Source organism: Tritonibacter mobilis F1926, from assembly GCF_000376545.2.
Taxonomy (GTDB): Bacteria; Pseudomonadota; Alphaproteobacteria; order Rhodobacterales; family Rhodobacteraceae; genus Epibacterium; species Epibacterium mobile.
In genome coordinates this window covers 2049191-2066824 of the sequence record NZ_CP015230.1, presented here as the reverse complement: position 1 = coordinate 2066824, position 17634 = coordinate 2049191, and the positions used below count along the sequence as shown (strand labels likewise).

Annotated in this window: 12 protein-coding genes; 3 read left to right on the top strand and 9 right to left on the bottom strand. The window is 59.6% G+C overall.

The genetic code is table 11. The annotated features are described in order from the left end of the window. Positions 1–14 precede the first annotated feature (14 nt). On the top strand, positions 15–2360 hold the full coding sequence (locus K529_RS09825; protein ID WP_046002636.1) for a Tex family protein: 2346 nt from the start codon (positions 15–17) through the stop codon (positions 2358–2360). A gap of 89 nt (positions 2361–2449) precedes the next feature. Here K529_RS09825 and K529_RS09820 read toward each other — a convergent pair whose 3' ends face one another. The 3 genes from K529_RS09820 to pepN form a co-directional block, all read right to left on the bottom strand. After that, entirely contained in the window at positions 2450–3736 is a 1287-nt protein-coding gene (locus tag K529_RS09820) for a hypothetical protein (protein ID WP_227512260.1), read from the bottom strand. A gap of 240 nt (positions 3737–3976) precedes the next feature. Next, the gene (locus K529_RS09815; RefSeq protein ID WP_005641181.1) at positions 3977–4429 is read right to left on the bottom strand and encodes a hypothetical protein; all 453 of its coding nucleotides are present in this window, start codon (positions 4427–4429) and stop codon (positions 3977–3979) included. Further along, complete coding sequence (pepN, locus tag K529_RS09810; protein WP_005641183.1) at positions 4422–6986, bottom strand: aminopeptidase N; 2565 nt, start codon at positions 6984–6986, stop codon at positions 4422–4424. The genes K529_RS09815 and pepN overlap by 8 nt, the downstream gene beginning before the upstream one ends. Positions 6987–7107: 121 nt before the next feature. Here pepN and K529_RS09805 point away from each other — a divergent pair, with 121 nt between their 5' ends. Continuing rightward, the gene (locus K529_RS09805) at positions 7108–7314 is read left to right on the top strand and encodes a hypothetical protein (protein WP_005641186.1); all 207 of its coding nucleotides are present in this window, start codon (positions 7108–7110) and stop codon (positions 7312–7314) included. A gap of 211 nt (positions 7315–7525) precedes the next feature. Here K529_RS09805 and K529_RS09800 read toward each other — a convergent pair whose 3' ends face one another. The 4 genes from K529_RS09800 to K529_RS09785 all read right to left on the bottom strand — a co-directional run bounded on the left by K529_RS09800 (position 7526) and on the right by K529_RS09785 (position 13963). Continuing rightward, complete coding sequence (locus K529_RS09800) at positions 7526–8959, bottom strand: NAD(P)(+) transhydrogenase (Re/Si-specific) subunit beta (protein WP_065317464.1); 1434 nt, start codon at positions 8957–8959, stop codon at positions 7526–7528. Between the two features lie 13 nt (positions 8960–8972). Then, positions 8973–10547, bottom strand: a complete 1575-nt coding sequence (locus K529_RS09795) for a Re/Si-specific NAD(P)(+) transhydrogenase subunit alpha (protein ID WP_065317484.1) — start codon at positions 10545–10547, stop codon at positions 8973–8975. A gap of 354 nt (positions 10548–10901) precedes the next feature. Then, on the bottom strand, positions 10902–11639 hold the full coding sequence (locus K529_RS09790) for a gamma-glutamyl-gamma-aminobutyrate hydrolase family protein (protein WP_235858805.1): 738 nt from the start codon (positions 11637–11639) through the stop codon (positions 10902–10904). A gap of 194 nt (positions 11640–11833) precedes the next feature. Beyond that, complete coding sequence (locus K529_RS09785) at positions 11834–13963, bottom strand: malate synthase G (RefSeq protein ID WP_005610624.1); 2130 nt, start codon at positions 13961–13963, stop codon at positions 11834–11836. 318 nt (positions 13964–14281) lie between these two features. Between K529_RS09785 and K529_RS09780 the strand changes: the two genes are divergently transcribed. Beyond that, complete coding sequence (locus tag K529_RS09780) at positions 14282–15562, top strand: DUF3422 family protein (protein ID WP_005610623.1); 1281 nt, start codon at positions 14282–14284, stop codon at positions 15560–15562. 79 nt (positions 15563–15641) lie between these two features. Here the strand turns inward: K529_RS09780 and K529_RS09775 are convergent, their stop codons facing one another. Continuing rightward, positions 15642–16634: an ABC transporter permease gene (locus tag K529_RS09775; protein ID WP_005610621.1), complete on the bottom strand. Its 993-nt coding sequence runs from the start codon at positions 16632–16634 to the stop codon at positions 15642–15644. Then, positions 16627–17634 carry an ABC transporter permease gene (locus K529_RS09770; RefSeq protein ID WP_005610619.1) on the bottom strand — a complete coding sequence of 336 codons (1008 nt, stop codon included), beginning with the start codon at positions 17632–17634 and terminating at the stop codon, positions 16627–16629. The genes K529_RS09775 and K529_RS09770 overlap by 8 nt, the downstream gene beginning before the upstream one ends.

Here is a 17634-nt window from a genome sequence, read left to right as displayed (position 1 = left end):
AAAAGGAGGCCGCCTTGGACACATCCGCACGCATCAGCCAGACCATCGCCGGTGAAATCAGTGCCAACGCCAATCAGGTGAGCGCTGCCGTTGCGCTGCTGGACGAAGGCGCCACCGTGCCCTTCATCGCGCGCTACCGCAAAGAGGTCACTGGCGGGTTGGATGACACCCAGCTGCGCACACTCGCTGAGCGTTTGGACTACCTGCGCGAGATGGAAAAACGCCGTGCGGCCATCCTCGAGTCGATCAAATCTCAGGATAAGCTGACGGATGATCTGGCGGCCTCCATCGCCAAGGCGGAGACCAAAGCGCAACTGGAAGACATCTATCTGCCCTACAAGCCCAAGCGCCGCACCAAGGCGATGATCGCGCGGGAAAACGGGCTGGAGCCGCTGCTGGATGCGATTCTGGCGGATCGCGCAGCCGACCCCGAGGCGCTGGCGGCAGGCTATCTGTCCGAGGCGGTAGAAGACACCAAATCAGCCCTGAATGGTGCCCGTGACATTCTGACGGAACGCCTGACCGAAAACGCCGATCTATTGGGGCGTTTGCGGACCTATATGCAATCCGAGGCCGTACTGAGCGCCAAGGTCGTCGAAGGCAAGGAACAGGCGGGCGCCAAGTTCTCCGATTACTTTCAACACTCTGAAAGCTGGAAAACCACCCCCTCGCACCGGGCGCTGGCGATGCTGCGGGGCTCCAATGAGGGCATCCTGACGCTGGACATCGCGCCGCCGGGCGAGGAGGGCGTGGCGCGGGCCGAGGAGATGGTCGCGGCGGTGCTGGATGTGCGCGGCAGTGCACCGGGCGACAAATGGCTCCGTAAGGTGGCGGGCTGGACGTGGCGGGTGAAACTGTCGCTGTCGATGATGCTGGAGCTGATGGGCGATCTGCGCACGCGGGCACAGGATGAGGCGATCGCCGTCTTTGCGCGCAATCTCAAGGACTTGCTCTTTGCAGCGCCAGCCGGTGCGCGACCGACTCTCGGGTTGGACCCGGGCATTCGCACCGGCGTCAAAGCGGCGGTGGTTGATGCAACCGGCAAATTGGTGGCCACCGAGACCCTGTACCCGTTTCAACCAAAAAATGATCTGCGCGGGGCGCAGGTCTCTATCCTGAAGCTGATCGCAGAACACGGTGTCGAGCTGATCGCGATTGGCAATGGCACCGCCAGCCGCGAAACCGAACGCATGGTGGCAGAGGTTCTGAATAACCTGCCCGCCAAGGTCAAAGCCCCGACCAAAGTGGTGGTTTCTGAGGCTGGCGCTTCGGTCTACTCCGCGTCCGAACTGGCCGCGCGAGAGTTCCCGGATTTGGATGTCAGCTTGCGCGGGGCGGTCTCGATCGCGCGACGCCTGCAGGATCCGCTGGCGGAGCTGGTCAAGATCGAACCCAAGAGCATCGGTGTCGGCCAGTACCAGCATGATGTTGACCAGCACAAACTCTCCAAATCGCTGGAGGCAGTCATTGAGGATGTGGTGAATGCGGTGGGCGTCGACCTCAATATGGCCTCAGCCCCGCTCTTGGCGCATGTCTCGGGCCTTGGCCCCGGCCTCGCCGAAGCCATCGTGGCCCATCGCGATACCAACGGCGCATTCGCCACCCGCAAGGAACTGTTGAAAGTCGCACGTCTCGGCCCCAAGGCGTTTGAACAATGCGCCGGGTTCTTGCGTATCCAAGACGGCAAAGAGCCTCTGGATGCGTCCGCCGTACACCCCGAAAGCTATGATGTCGCGCGTAAAATCGTGGCCGCCTGTGGGCGTGATATTCGCCAAATCATGGGTGATGGTGCTGCATTAAAATCCCTGCGCGCTGAAACATTTGTTGCGGGCGACGTTGGCCTGCCCACCGTTCGGGATATCTTTGCGGAGCTGGAAAAACCGGGTCGTGACCCGCGCCCGTCCTTTGTGACTGCCAGCTTCACCGATGGTGTGGAAGAGATCACCGATCTCAAACCGGGCATGGTGCTCGAAGGCACGGTGACCAATGTCGCGGCCTTTGGGGCCTTTGTCGATATCGGCGTGCATCAGGACGGGTTGGTGCACGTCAGCCAGCTGGCCGACAAATTCGTGAAAGACCCGCATGAGATCGTGAAAACCGGTCAGGTGGTGAAAGTCACAGTGGTCGAGGTAGACGTGCCTCGCAAACGCATCGGTCTTACGATGAAAAAAGACGGTGGCGCGTCCGCACGGGATGATCGCAATGCCCGTGGTCCCGCAAGGGGGGGCGCGCGCGATGGAGCGAAGGGGCGTTCATCGCAACACTCACGACAAAAGATGTCGGCCGCCCCCAAAGGCAAAGCCAACAACGACACCGGTGCGCTGGGCGCGGCTCTGATGGACGCATTCAAGAAGAAATAGCGCAAGGGAGACGCGCTGCCCCTGTCCTCTTCTAACCCCAAATATCCCGGGGGAGAGGCCCTGCAAGGGCCGAGGGGGCAGCGCCCCCTCTAACCTGCGGTGACTTCGGGACCGGTGTCGGTGAAAACCACCCGATAGCCCGCCTCAATGTCATCGCGAAACAGATCTGCAATGGCACGCAGCGCATCCATTCTACCCCGTTCGGCAAATTGCCGGACGGACCGCACCTGCGTGTCATTGTCAAACCCGGTTGATGCATGTGCCCAGATCATCGGATGCAATTCACGCAGATGGTTGCGGATCAGCCAATGGGCGGCCTCAGCGATCTGTGCCCGGATCTGTGCAACCTCGGCGGGCGTTTCAGCCTGTGAGCGCAGGGCGATACTACAATAGGCTGACATCAGGTTGATGCGTTCCTGAGAGGGCGCACGGGCAACGATATCGGCCACCCCATCCAGAAAAAACGCCACATCGACACCCTGACAGGCGGCATCGGACTGCGCTAGCGCGTCGAAATAGACCCAAGTATACCCCGCAGCGCCCCAGTGGTCTTGCACCAAGGAAGCAACGCGGCGCGCCTCTAACTCCAATGCCATCAAGCCTTCAGCACCTTGTTCCACAAGATGCGTCCCAAGCGCGCGCAAATGGCGCGGGTTGCCGGGGTCAAGGCGGATCAGATCAATGTAATCATCGGCGATTTGCCGCAGATCAGCCGAGCGATCCGCACTATAAAGCGCGCAACGCGCTGCGGCTACAAAGGGTTTGGCTGCCGCTTGCGCCGGGATCTGCAGCAACAGCGCTTTGGCACGGTTTTGATGAGCTTCTGACCGCGACGTCAGGGTCGCCCGTTGCCGGTTCGCTTTGCGCTTTGATATCCGACGGCAGGCCCAGGCAATATCCAGATGGGCAAGCGCCACCAGCGTGGACATGACCGGCGTGCGCTCACATTCCAGCCGCATCCGTTCAAGCGACATAATTCCGTCCAGTGTGACACGTTCAGAGGGCGACAGGCCTTCGCTGAGCGCATGCTCAACAGCATTTATGACATCCGCTCGGGCCCCATAGGCAATGAGATCCGCAATGGGCGTGCCGCCGGGCGTCGCTTCGCGGGCCGTGTCTGCCGCGATGATCCGCGCCTCGACATCGTCCCATCGTTCTTGGCGCGCCAGAAATTGCCCTTGGGCTATGGCGGCATCGGCGGCTTCGTCCTCTGCATTGGTCGCGGGCACCGGGATGGACAACACGTCCTCAAGGCGCAAGGGGGCCTCCGGTTCCTTGGCCTGTGTCCGTGCCGATGCCAGCGATAACGGCAAACGGAGCTTTGGAAAATTCATCCCGTCACGAGCAAGCAACGTCGACACGCGAGGTGCGATCAAGCGGAGCGCTTTTTTTAAACCGTCTTTTGCCGGTGGTGCAGAGAGTGGCATCAGCTGGTCCCAATTATTTTCAGCAGTCTGTTCTGAACCAAACTGTCTGAAAGATTTGAGGCGCAAACATGGCAGGGGCGGGGTGTTCACCAGATCAATTTCGACAGGCCGCCGGGTAATGGCGGCAAAAGCGCGGCATTTTGCCGATAGTGCGAAAAGTCCGGGCAGAAGGCCGCCGATTGGTGCAGCTTAGAGAACAGTAAAATGCTGTCGTTTCATCGCGATCCGGCGCGCGGCCAATGCATCCTCAAAGGCGGACAACTTGGGAGTGACCTCCGCGGGAATGCGATGATGCGTGCCGATGCGTGTGTGAACGGTCGCGCGAATGGAAAAATCCCAGCGTGTCACCAGTAAGATATGATCGATTTCGCCCAGTGCGATATCGGCGCTACTGCGCACGCTCTGCCAACGCAAGCGATCTTCGGAGAGTTCAAGCCACGCAACGGGATTGCGCCACATTTCCCAAAGGGCTGGGAGCAGCGGCAAGGTCAGGAGCACAACAATCCAGCCGCGCGCCCCAAACATAAACGCGATTACGCCTACCGCCAGCGCCCATGCGCCGATCACCAATATGGTGCCAGTTGAGCGCGCGTCCCGTCTGAAACGGAACGCGCGGAGATTTGGGTCGCCCGTCTCAGGCATCAAGGATACGGCTCACCATCTCATTGGTGTCACGGCTCAGGCCGTCTGCAGCTTTGATCCGTTTGAGCTCGGTCAGGATTTTCTCTTGCCGCTCTGCATCATAGCGCTTCCACGTCTGGAACGCGGTACACATGCGGGCAGTGGTCTGTGGGTTCAGCGGATCAAGCGCGATCAACTGATCTGCCAATAGGCGATAGCCGCTGCCATCCGCCTGATGGAAACCGGCGTGGTTCATCGACAAGGCCCCCATCACCGCGCGGAAGCGATTGGGGTTCTTGATGGTAAAGAGCGGATGCCGGGTCAGCGCTTCGGCCACGCCGGGGGCACGTTCAGGACGTGCGGTGGCAACCTGCAATGCAAACCATTTGTCCATCACCAGCCGGTCGTCTTTCCACTGCTCATAAAACGCCTGTGATTGCGCCTCGCCTTTTTCGGCCTTTAGCAAACACGCCAGTGCGGTGTTTTGCACTGTCATGTTGTCTGCCGTTTCAAACTGTTTGGCTGCGGCCTCTGCGCCATCTATGCGGGTCAAAAGCGCCAGAATACGCCCGTTGAGCGCCCGAAGGCCCGCATCCCGCGCGTCCGGCTTATAAGGCCCCTCGACCTTAGTTGCCGCAAACAGCCGGGGCAGGCTATCTGAGAGGTTCTGAGCCAACGTCTGAGCAAAAGTTTCGGCCGCATCATGGATGGCATCCGGGTCGGGCGTCACACCCTGATCGGCAAGCGCCTGCGCAATCTCGCTCTCGGAAGGGGGTGCCAGCACCAGCGCGCGGAAGGCTGGATCAAGCGCATCATCCCGCACCAGAGATTGCAGTGCGTCCAGATATTGCGCATCCGGGCTTGCGCCCTCGGTCACCATTGCAATGCGCGAGGCCTTGGCCAACTCACGCCCCGCTTCCCAACGATTGAAGGGATCCGTGTCGTGGGCCAACAGGAACGCACGCTCCTCGGCCGAGGTCTCGCGTGTCAAAATGACCGGTGCGGAGAAATCCCGCAGGATTGACGGGATCGGACGGGCCGACAGCCCCTCAAAGCGGAAACTCTGTTCGGCCTTCGTCATTTCCAGCACGGTGGTTGGAACCACCTCATCGCCATTGGGGTTGAGCAGCCCCACCGCAATCGGAATGACTTTTGGGTCTTTGTGATCCTGACCGGGGGTCGGCGGCGTGGTCTGGCGGAACGTCAGCGTATAGGTGCCACCCTCATAGGAGTCCTGCACCGTAAGGCGCGGCGTGCCTGCCTGACTGTACCAATTCTTGAACTGTGCCAGATCGCGGCCGGTGGAATCCTCAAACACCTTGATCCAGTCCTCAATGGTGCAAGCCTGCCCATCGTGACGCTCAAAGTAGAGATCGAGTGCGGTGTAATAGGCCGCGTCCCCAACCAACCGTTTCAGCATGCCGATCACCTCGGCACCCTTTTCATAGACGGTTGCGGTATAAAAGTTGTTGATCTCCTGAAACGCCTCGGGGCGCACCGGATGGGCGAGGGGGCCATTGTCCTCGGGGAATTGGCGCGCCCGCAGGTCAATCGCATCCTCGATCCGCTTCACCGGGGCAGAGCGCATGTCGGCCGTGAACTGCGCATCGCGATAAACGGTCAGACCCTCCTTCAGACAGAGCTGGAACCAATCTCGGCAGGTGATCCGATTCCCGGTCCAGTTGTGAAAGTACTCATGAGCGATGATGGCCTCAATACGTTCGAAATTTGCATCTGTAGAGGTTTCTGGGCTGGCCAGAACACAAGAAGAGTTGAAAATGTTCAATCCCTTGTTTTCCATCGCACCCATGTTGAAGTCATCCACTGCGACGATATTGAACACGTCTAGGTCGTATTCGCGCCCATAGACTTCCTCGTCCCATGTCATCGACTTTTTCAGCGCTTCCATACCAAAGGCACATTTGTCCTCGTCACCGGGGCGCACCCAGATGTTGAGTTCCACATCCTTGCCGGAGCCTGTGGTGAAGCGATCCGGATGATTGATCAGATCGCCTGCCACCAGCGCAAACAAATAGGCCGGTTTGGGCCATGGATCGTGCCATTCGGAATAGCCCGCCCCGCGATCACCGGGGTTGCCATTGGACAGCATGACCTTTTCCTCGCCCTCAATGCGCACGCTAAAAGTGCTCATTACGTCAGGGCGGTCGGGATAATAGGTGATCTTGCGGAACCCTTCGGCCTCACATTGGGTGCAATACATGCCATTGGACATATAAAGCCCTTCAAGCGCGGTATTGGCCTGTGGGTTGATCTCGACCTCGGCCTCCCAAATGAATGGCTTATCCGGCACATCGCAGGTTAGTCCCGTGTCGGTCAGAACTGGCGTGACCGCCTCACCGTTGATGCGTGAAGATATCAGTTTAAGCTTTTCACCATGCAGGAAAAAATTCCGGTGTGGGGCGTCTGGATTGGGAACAAAGCGGATCTTTGACAGCACCCGCGTGGTTTCCGGAGCGAGGCGAAAAATCAGCTCGACACTCTCCACGACAAAGCCAAACGGGGCATAGTCCTTTAGGTAGAACGTCTCTGGCTGGGTGCTTGGAGCGGCGTCGTTCATGGATACATCCTTCGCGATTTTTGGGAACCTGCGCCGGGGCGCGTGCGTTTCACCTCCAAGACCTATGCAACCGAGGGCAGACGGGCAAGCTCCCTTCGTCCTCATTTGAAAGGAGAAGCTCATGTCCGAAGCTGACACACCGATGACCACCCAGCGTGAGGTTCGCCAGCGCAAGCGCGGGCTCTACTGGCTGATTGCTCTCGTTGCGCTGATCTTGCTTGGTCTTGCGATCTTCGGGCTTGGGGATGACCTCACAAGCATCGAAGGGCAGGCGATTGATGCGCCCGCCGCTGAGAGCGTGACCACAACGGGTGAAAGTGGCGATTGATCCCCTAGAGGGTGCGCCGTTCATGCGAAATTGTGGACATAAAACTAGAGCATCGTCCTGCAAATCTGCAACATGGGCGATGCTCTATCCATTTGTATTGTCGCGCAATATTATCCGAAAACCGGTTCCCACTTTTCGGATTGCGCTCTAGACATATGAAAAAGGGCGCCCCGATTTCAGGGCGCCCTTCTTTGGATTTTATGCACTGACCTCACTCGATGATATTGAGGAGTGTGCTGAGGGATTGTTTTGCGTCGCCGTAGAACATGCGGGTGTTTTCCTTGAAGAACAGCGGGTTCTCGATGCCGGAATAGCCGGTGCCCTGACCGCGTTTGGAGACAAATACTTGTTTCGCCTTCCAGCACTCCAGAACCGGCATGCCGGCGATCGGCGAGTTGGGGTCTTCTTGCGCAGCCGGGTTCACGATGTCGTTGGAGCCGATCACGATGGCCACATCCGTCTCCGGGAAGTCGTCGTTGATCTCATCCATCTCCAGCACGATGTCATAGGGCACCTTGGCCTCGGCCAGGAGCACGTTCATGTGTCCGGGCAAGCGCCCCGCCACCGGATGGATCGCAAAGCGCACGTTTTTGCCCTTGGCGCGCAGGCGGCGGGTCAGCTCGGCCACATTGGACTGCGCCTGCGCCACCGCCATGCCGTAGCCGGGGATGATCACCACGCTGTCGGCTTCTTCCAGGGCCGCGGCCACGCCATCGGCGTCAATCGCCACCTGCTCGCCCTCGACCTCCATCGCGGGGCCGGTGCTGCCGCCAAAGCCGCCCAGGATCACCGAGACAAACGAGCGGTTCATCGCCTTGCACATGATGTAGCTCAGGATCGCCCCCGAAGAGCCCACCAGCGCGCCGACCACGATCAACAGATCATTGCCAAGGCTAAAGCCAATCGCCGCCGCCGCCCAGCCGGAGTAGCTGTTGAGCATGGAGACCACCACCGGCATATCCGCACCACCGATACCCATGATCAGGTGATAGCCGATGAACAAGGCCGCCAGCGTCATCAGCACCAGCGGCAGCATGCCGCCCGCGCCCAGATACCAGAACAGGCACAGAAGCGAGATCCCCGCCGCGCCGATGTTCAGGAGATGCCCACCGGGCAGTTTGGTCGCCGCCGAGGAGACCTTGCCCGAGAGCTTGCCATAGGCAATCACCGAGCCGGTAAAGGTCACCGCCCCGATAAAGACCCCAAGGAAGACCTCCACCCGCAGGATGTTGATCTCAATGCTGTCTTTCTTGGCCAAGAGGGCGGCAAAGCCTTCGAGCGTTTTGCGCGCGCCTTCGTCCATCGCCAGCACCCGGCCCAGTTCGATATGGGCGTTAAAGCCCACCAGCACGGCGGCCAGACCCACCAGCGCATGCATGCCCGCCACCAGTTCCGGCATCTGGGTCATCTCGACCTTGGAGGCCAGCATATAGCCGATCACACCGCCCGCGCCGATCAGCACCAGCGACAGGAACCACAGGCCAGAGCCCGGCCCGATGAGCGTCGCAAACACCGCCAGCGCCATGCCGGTAATGCCGTACCAGACCGCGCGTTTGGCGCTTTCCTGGCCCGAGAGCCCGCCAAGCGAAAGGATAAAGAGAACCGCCGCGACCACATAGGCCGCCGTCGTGAATCCAAAGTCCATGATCTCTCCTCCCTTAGGATTTCTGGAACATGGCGAGCATGCGCCGTGTCACGAGGAAGCCGCCGAAGATATTGATCCCGGCCATAAAAACGCTGAGGGCCGCGAGGAAAATCACCAGCCACGAGCCAGAGCCGATCTGCATCAAGGCACCGAGAATGATGATCGAAGAGATCGCATTTGTGACCGCCATCAAGGGCGTGTGCAGGCTGTGCGAGACGTTCCAGATCACCTGAAAGCCGACAAAGACCGAGAGCACAAAGACGATGAAGTGCTGCATGAAGCTCGCCGGGGCCACCAGCCCAACGGTCAGCAACAACGCAGCGCCCACCGCCAGCAATGTGACCTGATTCTTGGTCTGCTGCTTAAAAGCCGCGACTTCTGCGGCGCGTTTTTCCTCGGCCGTCAGCTCCTTGGGTGGTTCGGGTTTCTTTTGCGCCGCAATGGCTTGCACCTTGGGCGGCGGCGGCGGGAAGGTGATCTCGCCCGCATGGGTCACGGTGGCCCCGCGGATCACGTCATCCTCCATGTCATGCACCACCTGACCGTCCTTTTCCGGGGTCAGATCGGTCATCATGTGACGGATGTTGGTGGCATAGAGGCTGGAGGACTGGCTCGCCATCCGGCTGGGGAAATCGGTGTAGCCGATGATGGTCACACCATTGTCGGTAACGACCTTTTCGTCCCGCACGGTGCCTTCGACATTGCCGCCCCGCTCGGCCGCCAGGTCGACGATGACCGAGCCGCGTTTCATCGCCGCGACCATATCCGCCAGCCACAGCTTCGGGGCCTCGCGGTTGGGGATCAGCGCGGTGGTGATGACGATGTCCACCTCCGGCGCCAACTCGCGGAACTTGGCCAGCTGGGCCTCGCGGAATTCCGGGCTCGATACAGAGGCATAGCCGCCGGTGGCCGCCCCATCCTGCTGCTCTTCCTCAAAGTCGAGATAGACAAATTCCGCGCCCATCGACTCGACCTGCTCGGCCACTTCGGGGCGCACGTCAAAGGCGTAGGTGACTGCGCCCAGCGAGGTGGAGGTGCCGATCGCCGCGAGGCCCGCAACACCGGCGCCCACCACCAGAACCTTGGCCGGGGGCACCTTGCCCGCCGCCGTGATCTGGCCAGTAAAGAACCGGTCAAAATTGTTGCCCGCCTCGATCACCGCGCGGTAGCCGGCGATATTGGCCATGGAACTCAGCGCGTCCATCTTCTGCGCGCGGCTGATGCGCGGCACCATTTCCATGGCGATCACGGTGGCGCCCTTGGATTTGGCGAGCTCCAGCCCTTCTTCATTGCCGCCCGGATTGAAGAAGGAAATCAGCGTCTTGGATTTATTGAGCCGCTTCAGTTCGGTCTCATTGGGTGCGCGCACCTTGGCGATGATATCGGCGGCTTTCCACAGCCCGGCGGCGGTCTTGATCACCTCCACCCCGGCCTCGGCATAGGCCGCATCGGTAAACCCCGCAGCCTCACCCGCGCCAGACTCAATACAGCACTCAAACCCCAGCTTCTGAAGATCAAGCGCCGACAATGGCGTCATCGCTACACGCGACTCGCCCTCGGCTATCTCTTTTGGTGTGCCTATTTTCACCAGTCGTCCCCCTGTCTGCATCGATCAAATTGATCGCATGCGCACGTTTCGCAAACACATTACATACATTGCGCAACAATCTTGCGCAAGCAATTTGCCGCGTTGCGGCAAGATTTTGAATTCACGCCCCTTATTTGACCTTTGGTCAGGTTGAGCCGTGACTGATCCACCGAACACTGTGCGCCCACAGCAGCAGATGTGACGCAGAATGAAAAGGACGCGATGGGCGATTCATCCCCTTTGCGACATTTCAACCTTCGATGACGCCAAATTCGCGCATGAGATTGTCAATCTGTCCATGAAACCTGTGCGGATTGGCGACAAAGTGATGTCCGGAGGGCGATGTTGACTTGATCAGGCAGAAAGGGGCAGGGACACAGGGCGATGGTCCTGCGCCCAGGCGCGAACAGCCGCGCCAAAGGCCTCAAACAGCGGACGCGAAACAGGGTCCTGGCCTGCGCGATATTCGGGATGCCACTGCACCGCGAGCGAAAATCCGGGAGCATCTTTGACATAGAGCGCTTCGGGGGTTCCGTCTTCGGCCTCCCCGTCGATCACAATTCGCGCACCCGGTGCCTTTATGCCCTGACCGTGGAGCGTGTTCGTCATCACTTCGGGTGCACCGAGCAGTTGATGAAAAACCCCACCCTCGCGCAGTCGCACCGGATGGCGCAGGGCGAATTTCTCTTCAATGGTACCATCTGGGGGCATGCGGTGGTTCATCCGGCCGGGCAGGTCGCGAATTTCCGGATAGAGCGTTCCTCCCATGGCGACGTTCACTTCCTGAAAGCCGCGGCAAATGCCCAAGAACGGCTGCCCCCGTTCCACACAGGCACGCACCAGGGGCAGGGTGATCGCATCACGGGCGCGGTCGAAATCGCCATGCGCTTCGGTCGCGTCTTCTCCGTATTCCTGAGGGTGCACATTGGGCCGACCACCGGTCAGCAAAAAACCGTCAAAGCTTTCTAGGAGTTCCTCGACAGAGACAAAGCGCGGATCGGTCGGGATCAGGAGCGGCAAACAGCCCGAGACATTGGCCACCGCGTCCGAGTTCATGGTGCCCCCCGCATGGGTCGGGTATTGGTCATTCATGAGGTAGGAATTGCCGATAATGCCGACTTTGGGGCGCACGTTTGATCTCCAGATTAATGTGTTCGTCCTATCACACTAATGTGGCTCGTCTTTTGCGCGCAAGGGCGCCGGGCGGCGCATAGGCCTGTTCGTTGATGCACAGACCTGAGGTTTCAGCCCCGAAAGGCTGAAACCTGTTGTATAAAGACGGGCGATCAGCCCCGCGCCTTAAGTTCCAGACGGCGGGCGTGCAGGACCGGCTCGGTATAGCCAGAAGGTTGCACGCGGCCTTTGAACACCAGATCGCAAGCCGCCTGAAACGCGACACCGTCAAAGCTCGGGGCCATCGGGCGATATGCAGGATCAGACGCGTTCTGGCCATCCACAACGGCGGCCATCTTCTGCATCGCGGCCATCACTTGCTGTTCGGACACAACCCCGTGGTGCAGCCAGTTTGCCAGTGCCTGACTGGAAATCCGGCACGTCGCGCGATCCTCCATCAGACCAACATCATTGATATCGGGCACTTTGGAACAGCCGACACCCTGATCGACCCAGCGCACCACATACCCAAGGATGCCTTGGGCGTTGTTTTCAATCTCGCGCGCGATGTCCTCGTCCGAGAGGTTCTCGCCAGCCATCACCGGGATCGTCAGCAGATCATCAAGCGTGCCACGCGCGCCGCCTGCCTTGAGTTCATCCTGACGGCCAAGAACATCAACTGTGTGGTAGTGGGTTGCATGCAGAGTTGCCGCAGTGGGCGAGGGCACCCAAGCACAGGTCGCACCGGATTTCGGGTGGCCGATTTTAGCCTCCAGCATGTCGCCCATACGGTCGGGAATGGCCCACATGCCCTTGCCGATCTGCGCGCGTCCCTTGAGACCGCAGGCCAGACCGATATCGACATTGCTATCCTCATAAGACGCGATCCACGCGGTGGATTTCATCTCGCCCTTGGGCAGCATCGCCCCGGCTTCCATCGAGGTGTGGATTTCATCACCGGTGCGGTCAAGGAAGCCCGTATTGATAAAGGCAACGCGCGATTTCGCGGCACGGATGCATTCCTTGAGGTTGGCCGAGGTGCGGCGTTCTTCGTCCATGATGCCGATTTTGACAGTGTTACGTGGCAGTCCCAGCGCGTCTTCGACATGGTCAAAGATCTTTACGGCAAAGGCGACCTCCTCGGGGCCGTGCATCTTTGGCTTCACCACATAGACCGAGCCATGCAGCGAGTTGCCACCGTCCGCCTGCAAATCATGCATCGCGATCAACACGGTGATCATCGCGTCCATCAGACCTTCGCCCGCCTCACGGCCTGCGCTGTCCAGAATGGCCGGATTGGTCATCAGGTGGCCCACATTACGCACCAGCAACAGCGAACGCCCCTTGAGCGACGCCGCCTCACCTGCGGGCGTGGTATAGGACACATCGTCATTCAGGACGCGGGTAAAACTCTTGCCACCTTTGCTGACCTCCTCAGCAAGGTCGCGTTTCATCAGGCCGAGCCAGTTGGAATAGGCTGTGACCTTGTCTTCGGCATCGACGCAGGCGACCGAATCTTCGCAGTCCATAATCGTCGACAGCGCGCTTTCCAGCGTGATGTCATTGATCCCTGCCGCATCGTCTTTACCGATGTTGCCTGCGGCGTCGATCTCAAGGATCGCGTGCAGGCCGTTGTTTTGCAAAACAATCCGTGTGGGGGATGTGGCATCACCGACGTAGCCTGCAAATTGGCTGGCGTCCCGAAGTGCGGGAACCAATGCGCCGTCTTCCACTCGTAGGCCAGAGATGTCGGACCAAGAGCCACTGGCAAGCGCGAAGGTCTCATTCAGGAAGCGGCGGCCCCATGCGATCACCCGCGCGCCGCGCGTCGCGTCATAGCCCTTGCCGCTTGGCAAATCACCCATGGCGTCGGTGCCATAAAGCGCATCATAGAGGCTGCCCCAACGGGCATTCGCGGCGTTCAGCGCAAAACGTGCATTGGTGATCGGCACCACCAGTTGCGGCCCCGGTACATGCGCGATTTCGGGGTCAACATTTTCTGTCTCAATCTCAAAATCCGGCCCCTCGGGCACCAGATAGCCAATTTCGGTCAGGAATTCCTTATAGGCCGCCGCGTCGTGCGGCTGACCGCGACGTTCCAAATGCCACGAGTCGATTTTGCCTTGGATCTCAGCACGTTTGATCAGCAATGCGCGGTTTTCGTCGCCCATTCCATCAACCAGACCGGACAATCCAGCCCAAAAGGCATCCTTGCTGACACCGGTACCCGGCAGTGCCTGTTCTTCGACAAATGCCACCAGTTCGGAGGCCACCTGCAGTCCATTCCGTTCGATCCGGCTCATTGTACTCTCCTTCTGGCGGTGCACGATTGCATGCAGTTTGATACGGGATAAGTTTCCGATCAGCAACAAAACGAGCCCTCTGGAAATGCAAACGCATCTTATTGTTTTTCAAGAAAGTGCTGAGGATTTTCGCTGCCGTTTTGGATGGCACGCGCAGTGACGCGCCGAAAGTGCGGCACCGGCCCGGCAATCACCGCTGCGGATTTATACGTCACTTTGTATACCGTTGCATTCATCTAACATGTTGATTAGAAATAAAAACTTTACACATAGGGAGGTGTTTGGCTACGGTCTGGAAACTCTTGTGGGAAGGTTCCTATGGCCGCGATAGAAGATCACCCCTTGCGCTATCAGCTTGCAAATGAGCTGCACGCGCGCCCGTTTCCAACCATCCCCGTGCCCGGCACGGTGGCCTATCTGGCAGTGAAACAACCAAGCGAAGCGGTGCATCGCGACCGGATGGCGGACCTGCAGCACCTGAAAGATCTGTTGGATCGCCACGGTGCACCACATCCGCAACCCGGAGCCACGCATCACACGGCGCAGCTTGGCCGCTACACGCTCAAATGGGAGCAGCACACGGAGTTTGTCTCCTACACGCTACACGGCGACGGGATCAGCGACCGCGCCTTTGACCCGAAGGATTTCGAATTGTTCCCGCCCGATTGGTTGGAAAAAGCGCCGGGGCAGCGGATTACCTCGGCCTTGATCCGCGTTGTGGCGCGACCAGACCCCGAACAGATCAAAACATGCGTGCGCGATTGGTTTGTCCCCGAAAGCCTCGCCATGGCGACGGTGCTGGATGACAACGCGGTGGTTGCGGGGGATTTTCGGATCGACCCGGCAGGGCACATGCGGTTTGCATTGTTTGTGAATAAGGAAACCGGCCCGCAGCGGGTGGGACGGGTGGTGCAGCGCCTGTGCGAGATTGAGACCTACCGGGCGATGTCGATGCTGGGGTTTTCGCGTGCGCGCGGACTGACGCCCACCATCAGCGCCATGGATGCGTCGCTCTCTGAGATGATGCGAGAGATGACCCGCGGCCATGTTCCAGCCGATCAAACACTGAGCCAGCTTCTGACGATCTCTGCCGAACTTGAGGCCATGGCGGCGCAATCGGCCTTTCGCTTTGGCGCGACGGGGGCCTATGCGGCATTGGTCAATCAGCGGATTTCCCTGTTGCGAGAAGAGCGCTTTGTCGGGTTTCAGACCATGGCCGAGTTCATGCTGAGGCGGTTTGAACCCGCCATGCGCACGGTGGAATCCACGGAAAAGCGGCTTGATGTGCTGGCAGACAGGGCGCGCAGGGCAGGGGAGTTGCTGCGAACCCGTGTCGATGTTGAGCGCTCGGCGCAGAATCAGGCTTTGCTCGAGAGCATGGACCGTCGTGCGGATCTGCAATTGCGGTTGCAGCACACGGTTGAGGGGCTTTCGGTGGTGGCGATCAGCTATTACGCGGTGTCGCTCGCGGCCTATGCACTCTACCCGCTCGGCAAGGCCTTGGATCTCAGTAAAGGAATGCTGACCGCGATTCTGACGCCGCTGGTGATCGGTGCGGTGTTCCTGGCGGTGCGGCGCATTCGAAAGAGCCTGCATTAGAAAACGGATGTCCGTCCCTTGCAGGTTGAAATCAAAAAGGCCGCCTCATCGGGCGGCCTTTTCGATTGTTAGTAGTGCCTCAGCGGCCCCGAATGCGTGGGTCCAATGCATCGCGCAGGCCGTCGCCGAGATAGTTCACCGACAGAACCGTCAGCGAGATCAGGATACCGGGCCAGAGTACACGCTCGGGGAACAGGGTCATCCGGTCCACCGCATCATTCAGCAAACGCCCCCACGTCGGGAAATCTGGCGGGAAGCCAAAGCCGAGGAAGGAGAGCGCCGACTCGGTGATGATCGCGGTGGCGATCCCGAGCGTTGCGGACACCATGATCGGCGACAGCACGTTGGGCAGGATGTGGCGCGAGATGATGCTGCCGGGCTTGGTGCCGATAGAACGGGCCGCCAGAACGAACTCTCGTTCCTTGATGGCCAGTACATCGCCGCGCACAATCCGTGCGGTCGGCATCCATGAGGTGATCCCGATCAGGCAGACGATCAACACGAAGATGCCGCCTTCCGGACCGATGGATTTGGACAGGCTCTCGCGAAACAGCACCGCAGCCACAAGGATCATCGGCAAGAGGGGCAGGGCGAGGAACAGGTCAGTCATCCGCATCAGGAGACCGTCGAGCTTTTTGAAGTAGCCCGCCAGCACCCCGATCAGGCTGCCAAGGATCAGCGCAAGGATCATCGCCGCCATACCCACCGCAAGCGACACCCGGCCACCGAACATCAGGCGCGCAAGCATGTCACGGCCCAAATTGTCAGTGCCCAAGGGATAGGCCCAGTCCATCTTGGCTGAGGGGTCCCACAGCACATGATAGATCGGGCGCATGTCGCGCAGGGTGATGAAGTCGCGGCCCGTGGGCACGAATTTCGCATCGTTCCAGTAGACGAACGGGCCGACCACAACGCCGAGCACGATGAACATGAACAGGCAGCCACCAAACAGCGCGCCCCGGTGAGATTTGAACTGCACCCAAATCTCGCGCCATTGGCTGCGCGCCGGTTTGGAGAGTTCGTCCTGCACGCTGGAATGCTGCAGGGTCTTGTCTTTTGCAGCGTCAGTCATAGCGGATCCTCGGGTCGAGAATGCCATAGAGCACATCGGCGATCAGGTTGAACAGCACGATGAGCACGGCAAAGATGAAGGTAAGCGTCTGCACCATGGGCAGGTCATTGGCCTGAATGGCGCCGATCAGCAACTGGCCGATGCCGTTCACCTTGAACACCTGCTCGGTGATGATGGCGCCGCCAAAGATCGACGGAATACCCAATGCGATCACGGTCACAACCGGGATCATGGAGTTGCGCAGCACATGCACCATGACGACGGTATATTCGCCCAAGCCCTTGGCACGCGCGGTGCGCACGTAGTCCTGGTTGAGGTTGTCGAGCATGGACGCCCGCATAAAGCGGCTGAGCTGTGCGGTGATCTGAAGCGCGAGCACCATCACCGGCATCACCATCTGCTGGAGTTGCTTCACGAAGGTCTCCCAACTGGTGATCTCCAGCGTGGTGTCATAGATCGACGGGAACCAGCCAAGCTGGACCGAAAAGATCACAATCACCAGAACACCAGAGAAGAATGGCGGCACCGAAAAGCCCACCATCGACACAAAGGTGCCGAGCTGGTCGAACCAGCTGTACTGGCGATAGGCAGAGTAGATGCCGATCGGCAGCGCGATCAGGATCGCAACGATGTAGGCGGTGCCCACGACCGAGAGGGTCTGCGGCAGGCGCTGCACCACGATGTCCATCACCGGGGAACGGGTCTGCCAGGAGATCACGCGCAGATCGCCGGCGGAAAAGGAAGTGCCGAAGATATGGTCGATCAGAACCTGGGGTTCGATCCAGAAGAACTGCACGATCCATTTCCAGAACCGGATATGGACGGGCTCGCCAAGGCCGAGGGCCAGGCGCATCTTCTCTTTCACTTCGGGGGGGACGGTCAGGGGGACCTGTGCCATGGGATCGCCGGGGGCGAGTTCCAGCAGCAGGAAAATCACGAGACTGATAAACAGCAGGGTTGGCACTGCTATGATCAGCCGTCGGATGGTAAAAGTCAGCAT

Coding starts and splice junctions, on each gene's coding strand:
- K529_RS09785 (WP_005610624.1), bottom strand. CDS start 13,963: ATGAGCCGGATCGAACGGAATGGACTGCAGGTGGCCTCCGAACTGGTG.
- K529_RS09775 (WP_005610621.1), bottom strand. CDS start 16,634: ATGACTGACGCTGCAAAAGACAAGACCCTGCAGCATTCCAGCGTGCAG.
- pepN (WP_005641183.1), bottom strand. CDS start 6,986: ATGAACGACGCCGCTCCAAGCACCCAGCCAGAGACGTTCTACCTAAAG.
- K529_RS09800 (WP_065317464.1), bottom strand. CDS start 8,959: ATGGACTTTGGATTCACGACGGCGGCCTATGTGGTCGCGGCGGTTCTC.
- K529_RS09815 (WP_005641181.1), bottom strand. CDS start 4,429: ATGCCTGAGACGGGCGACCCAAATCTCCGCGCGTTCCGTTTCAGACGG.
- K529_RS09790 (WP_235858805.1), bottom strand. CDS start 11,639: ATGAATGACCAATACCCGACCCATGCGGGGGGCACCATGAACTCGGAC.
- K529_RS09805 (WP_005641186.1), top strand. CDS start 7,108: ATGTCCGAAGCTGACACACCGATGACCACCCAGCGTGAGGTTCGCCAG.
- K529_RS09770 (WP_005610619.1), bottom strand. CDS start 17,634: ATGCTGACTTTTACCATCCGACGGCTGATCATAGCAGTGCCAACCCTG.
- K529_RS09780 (WP_005610623.1), top strand. CDS start 14,282: ATGGCCGCGATAGAAGATCACCCCTTGCGCTATCAGCTTGCAAATGAG.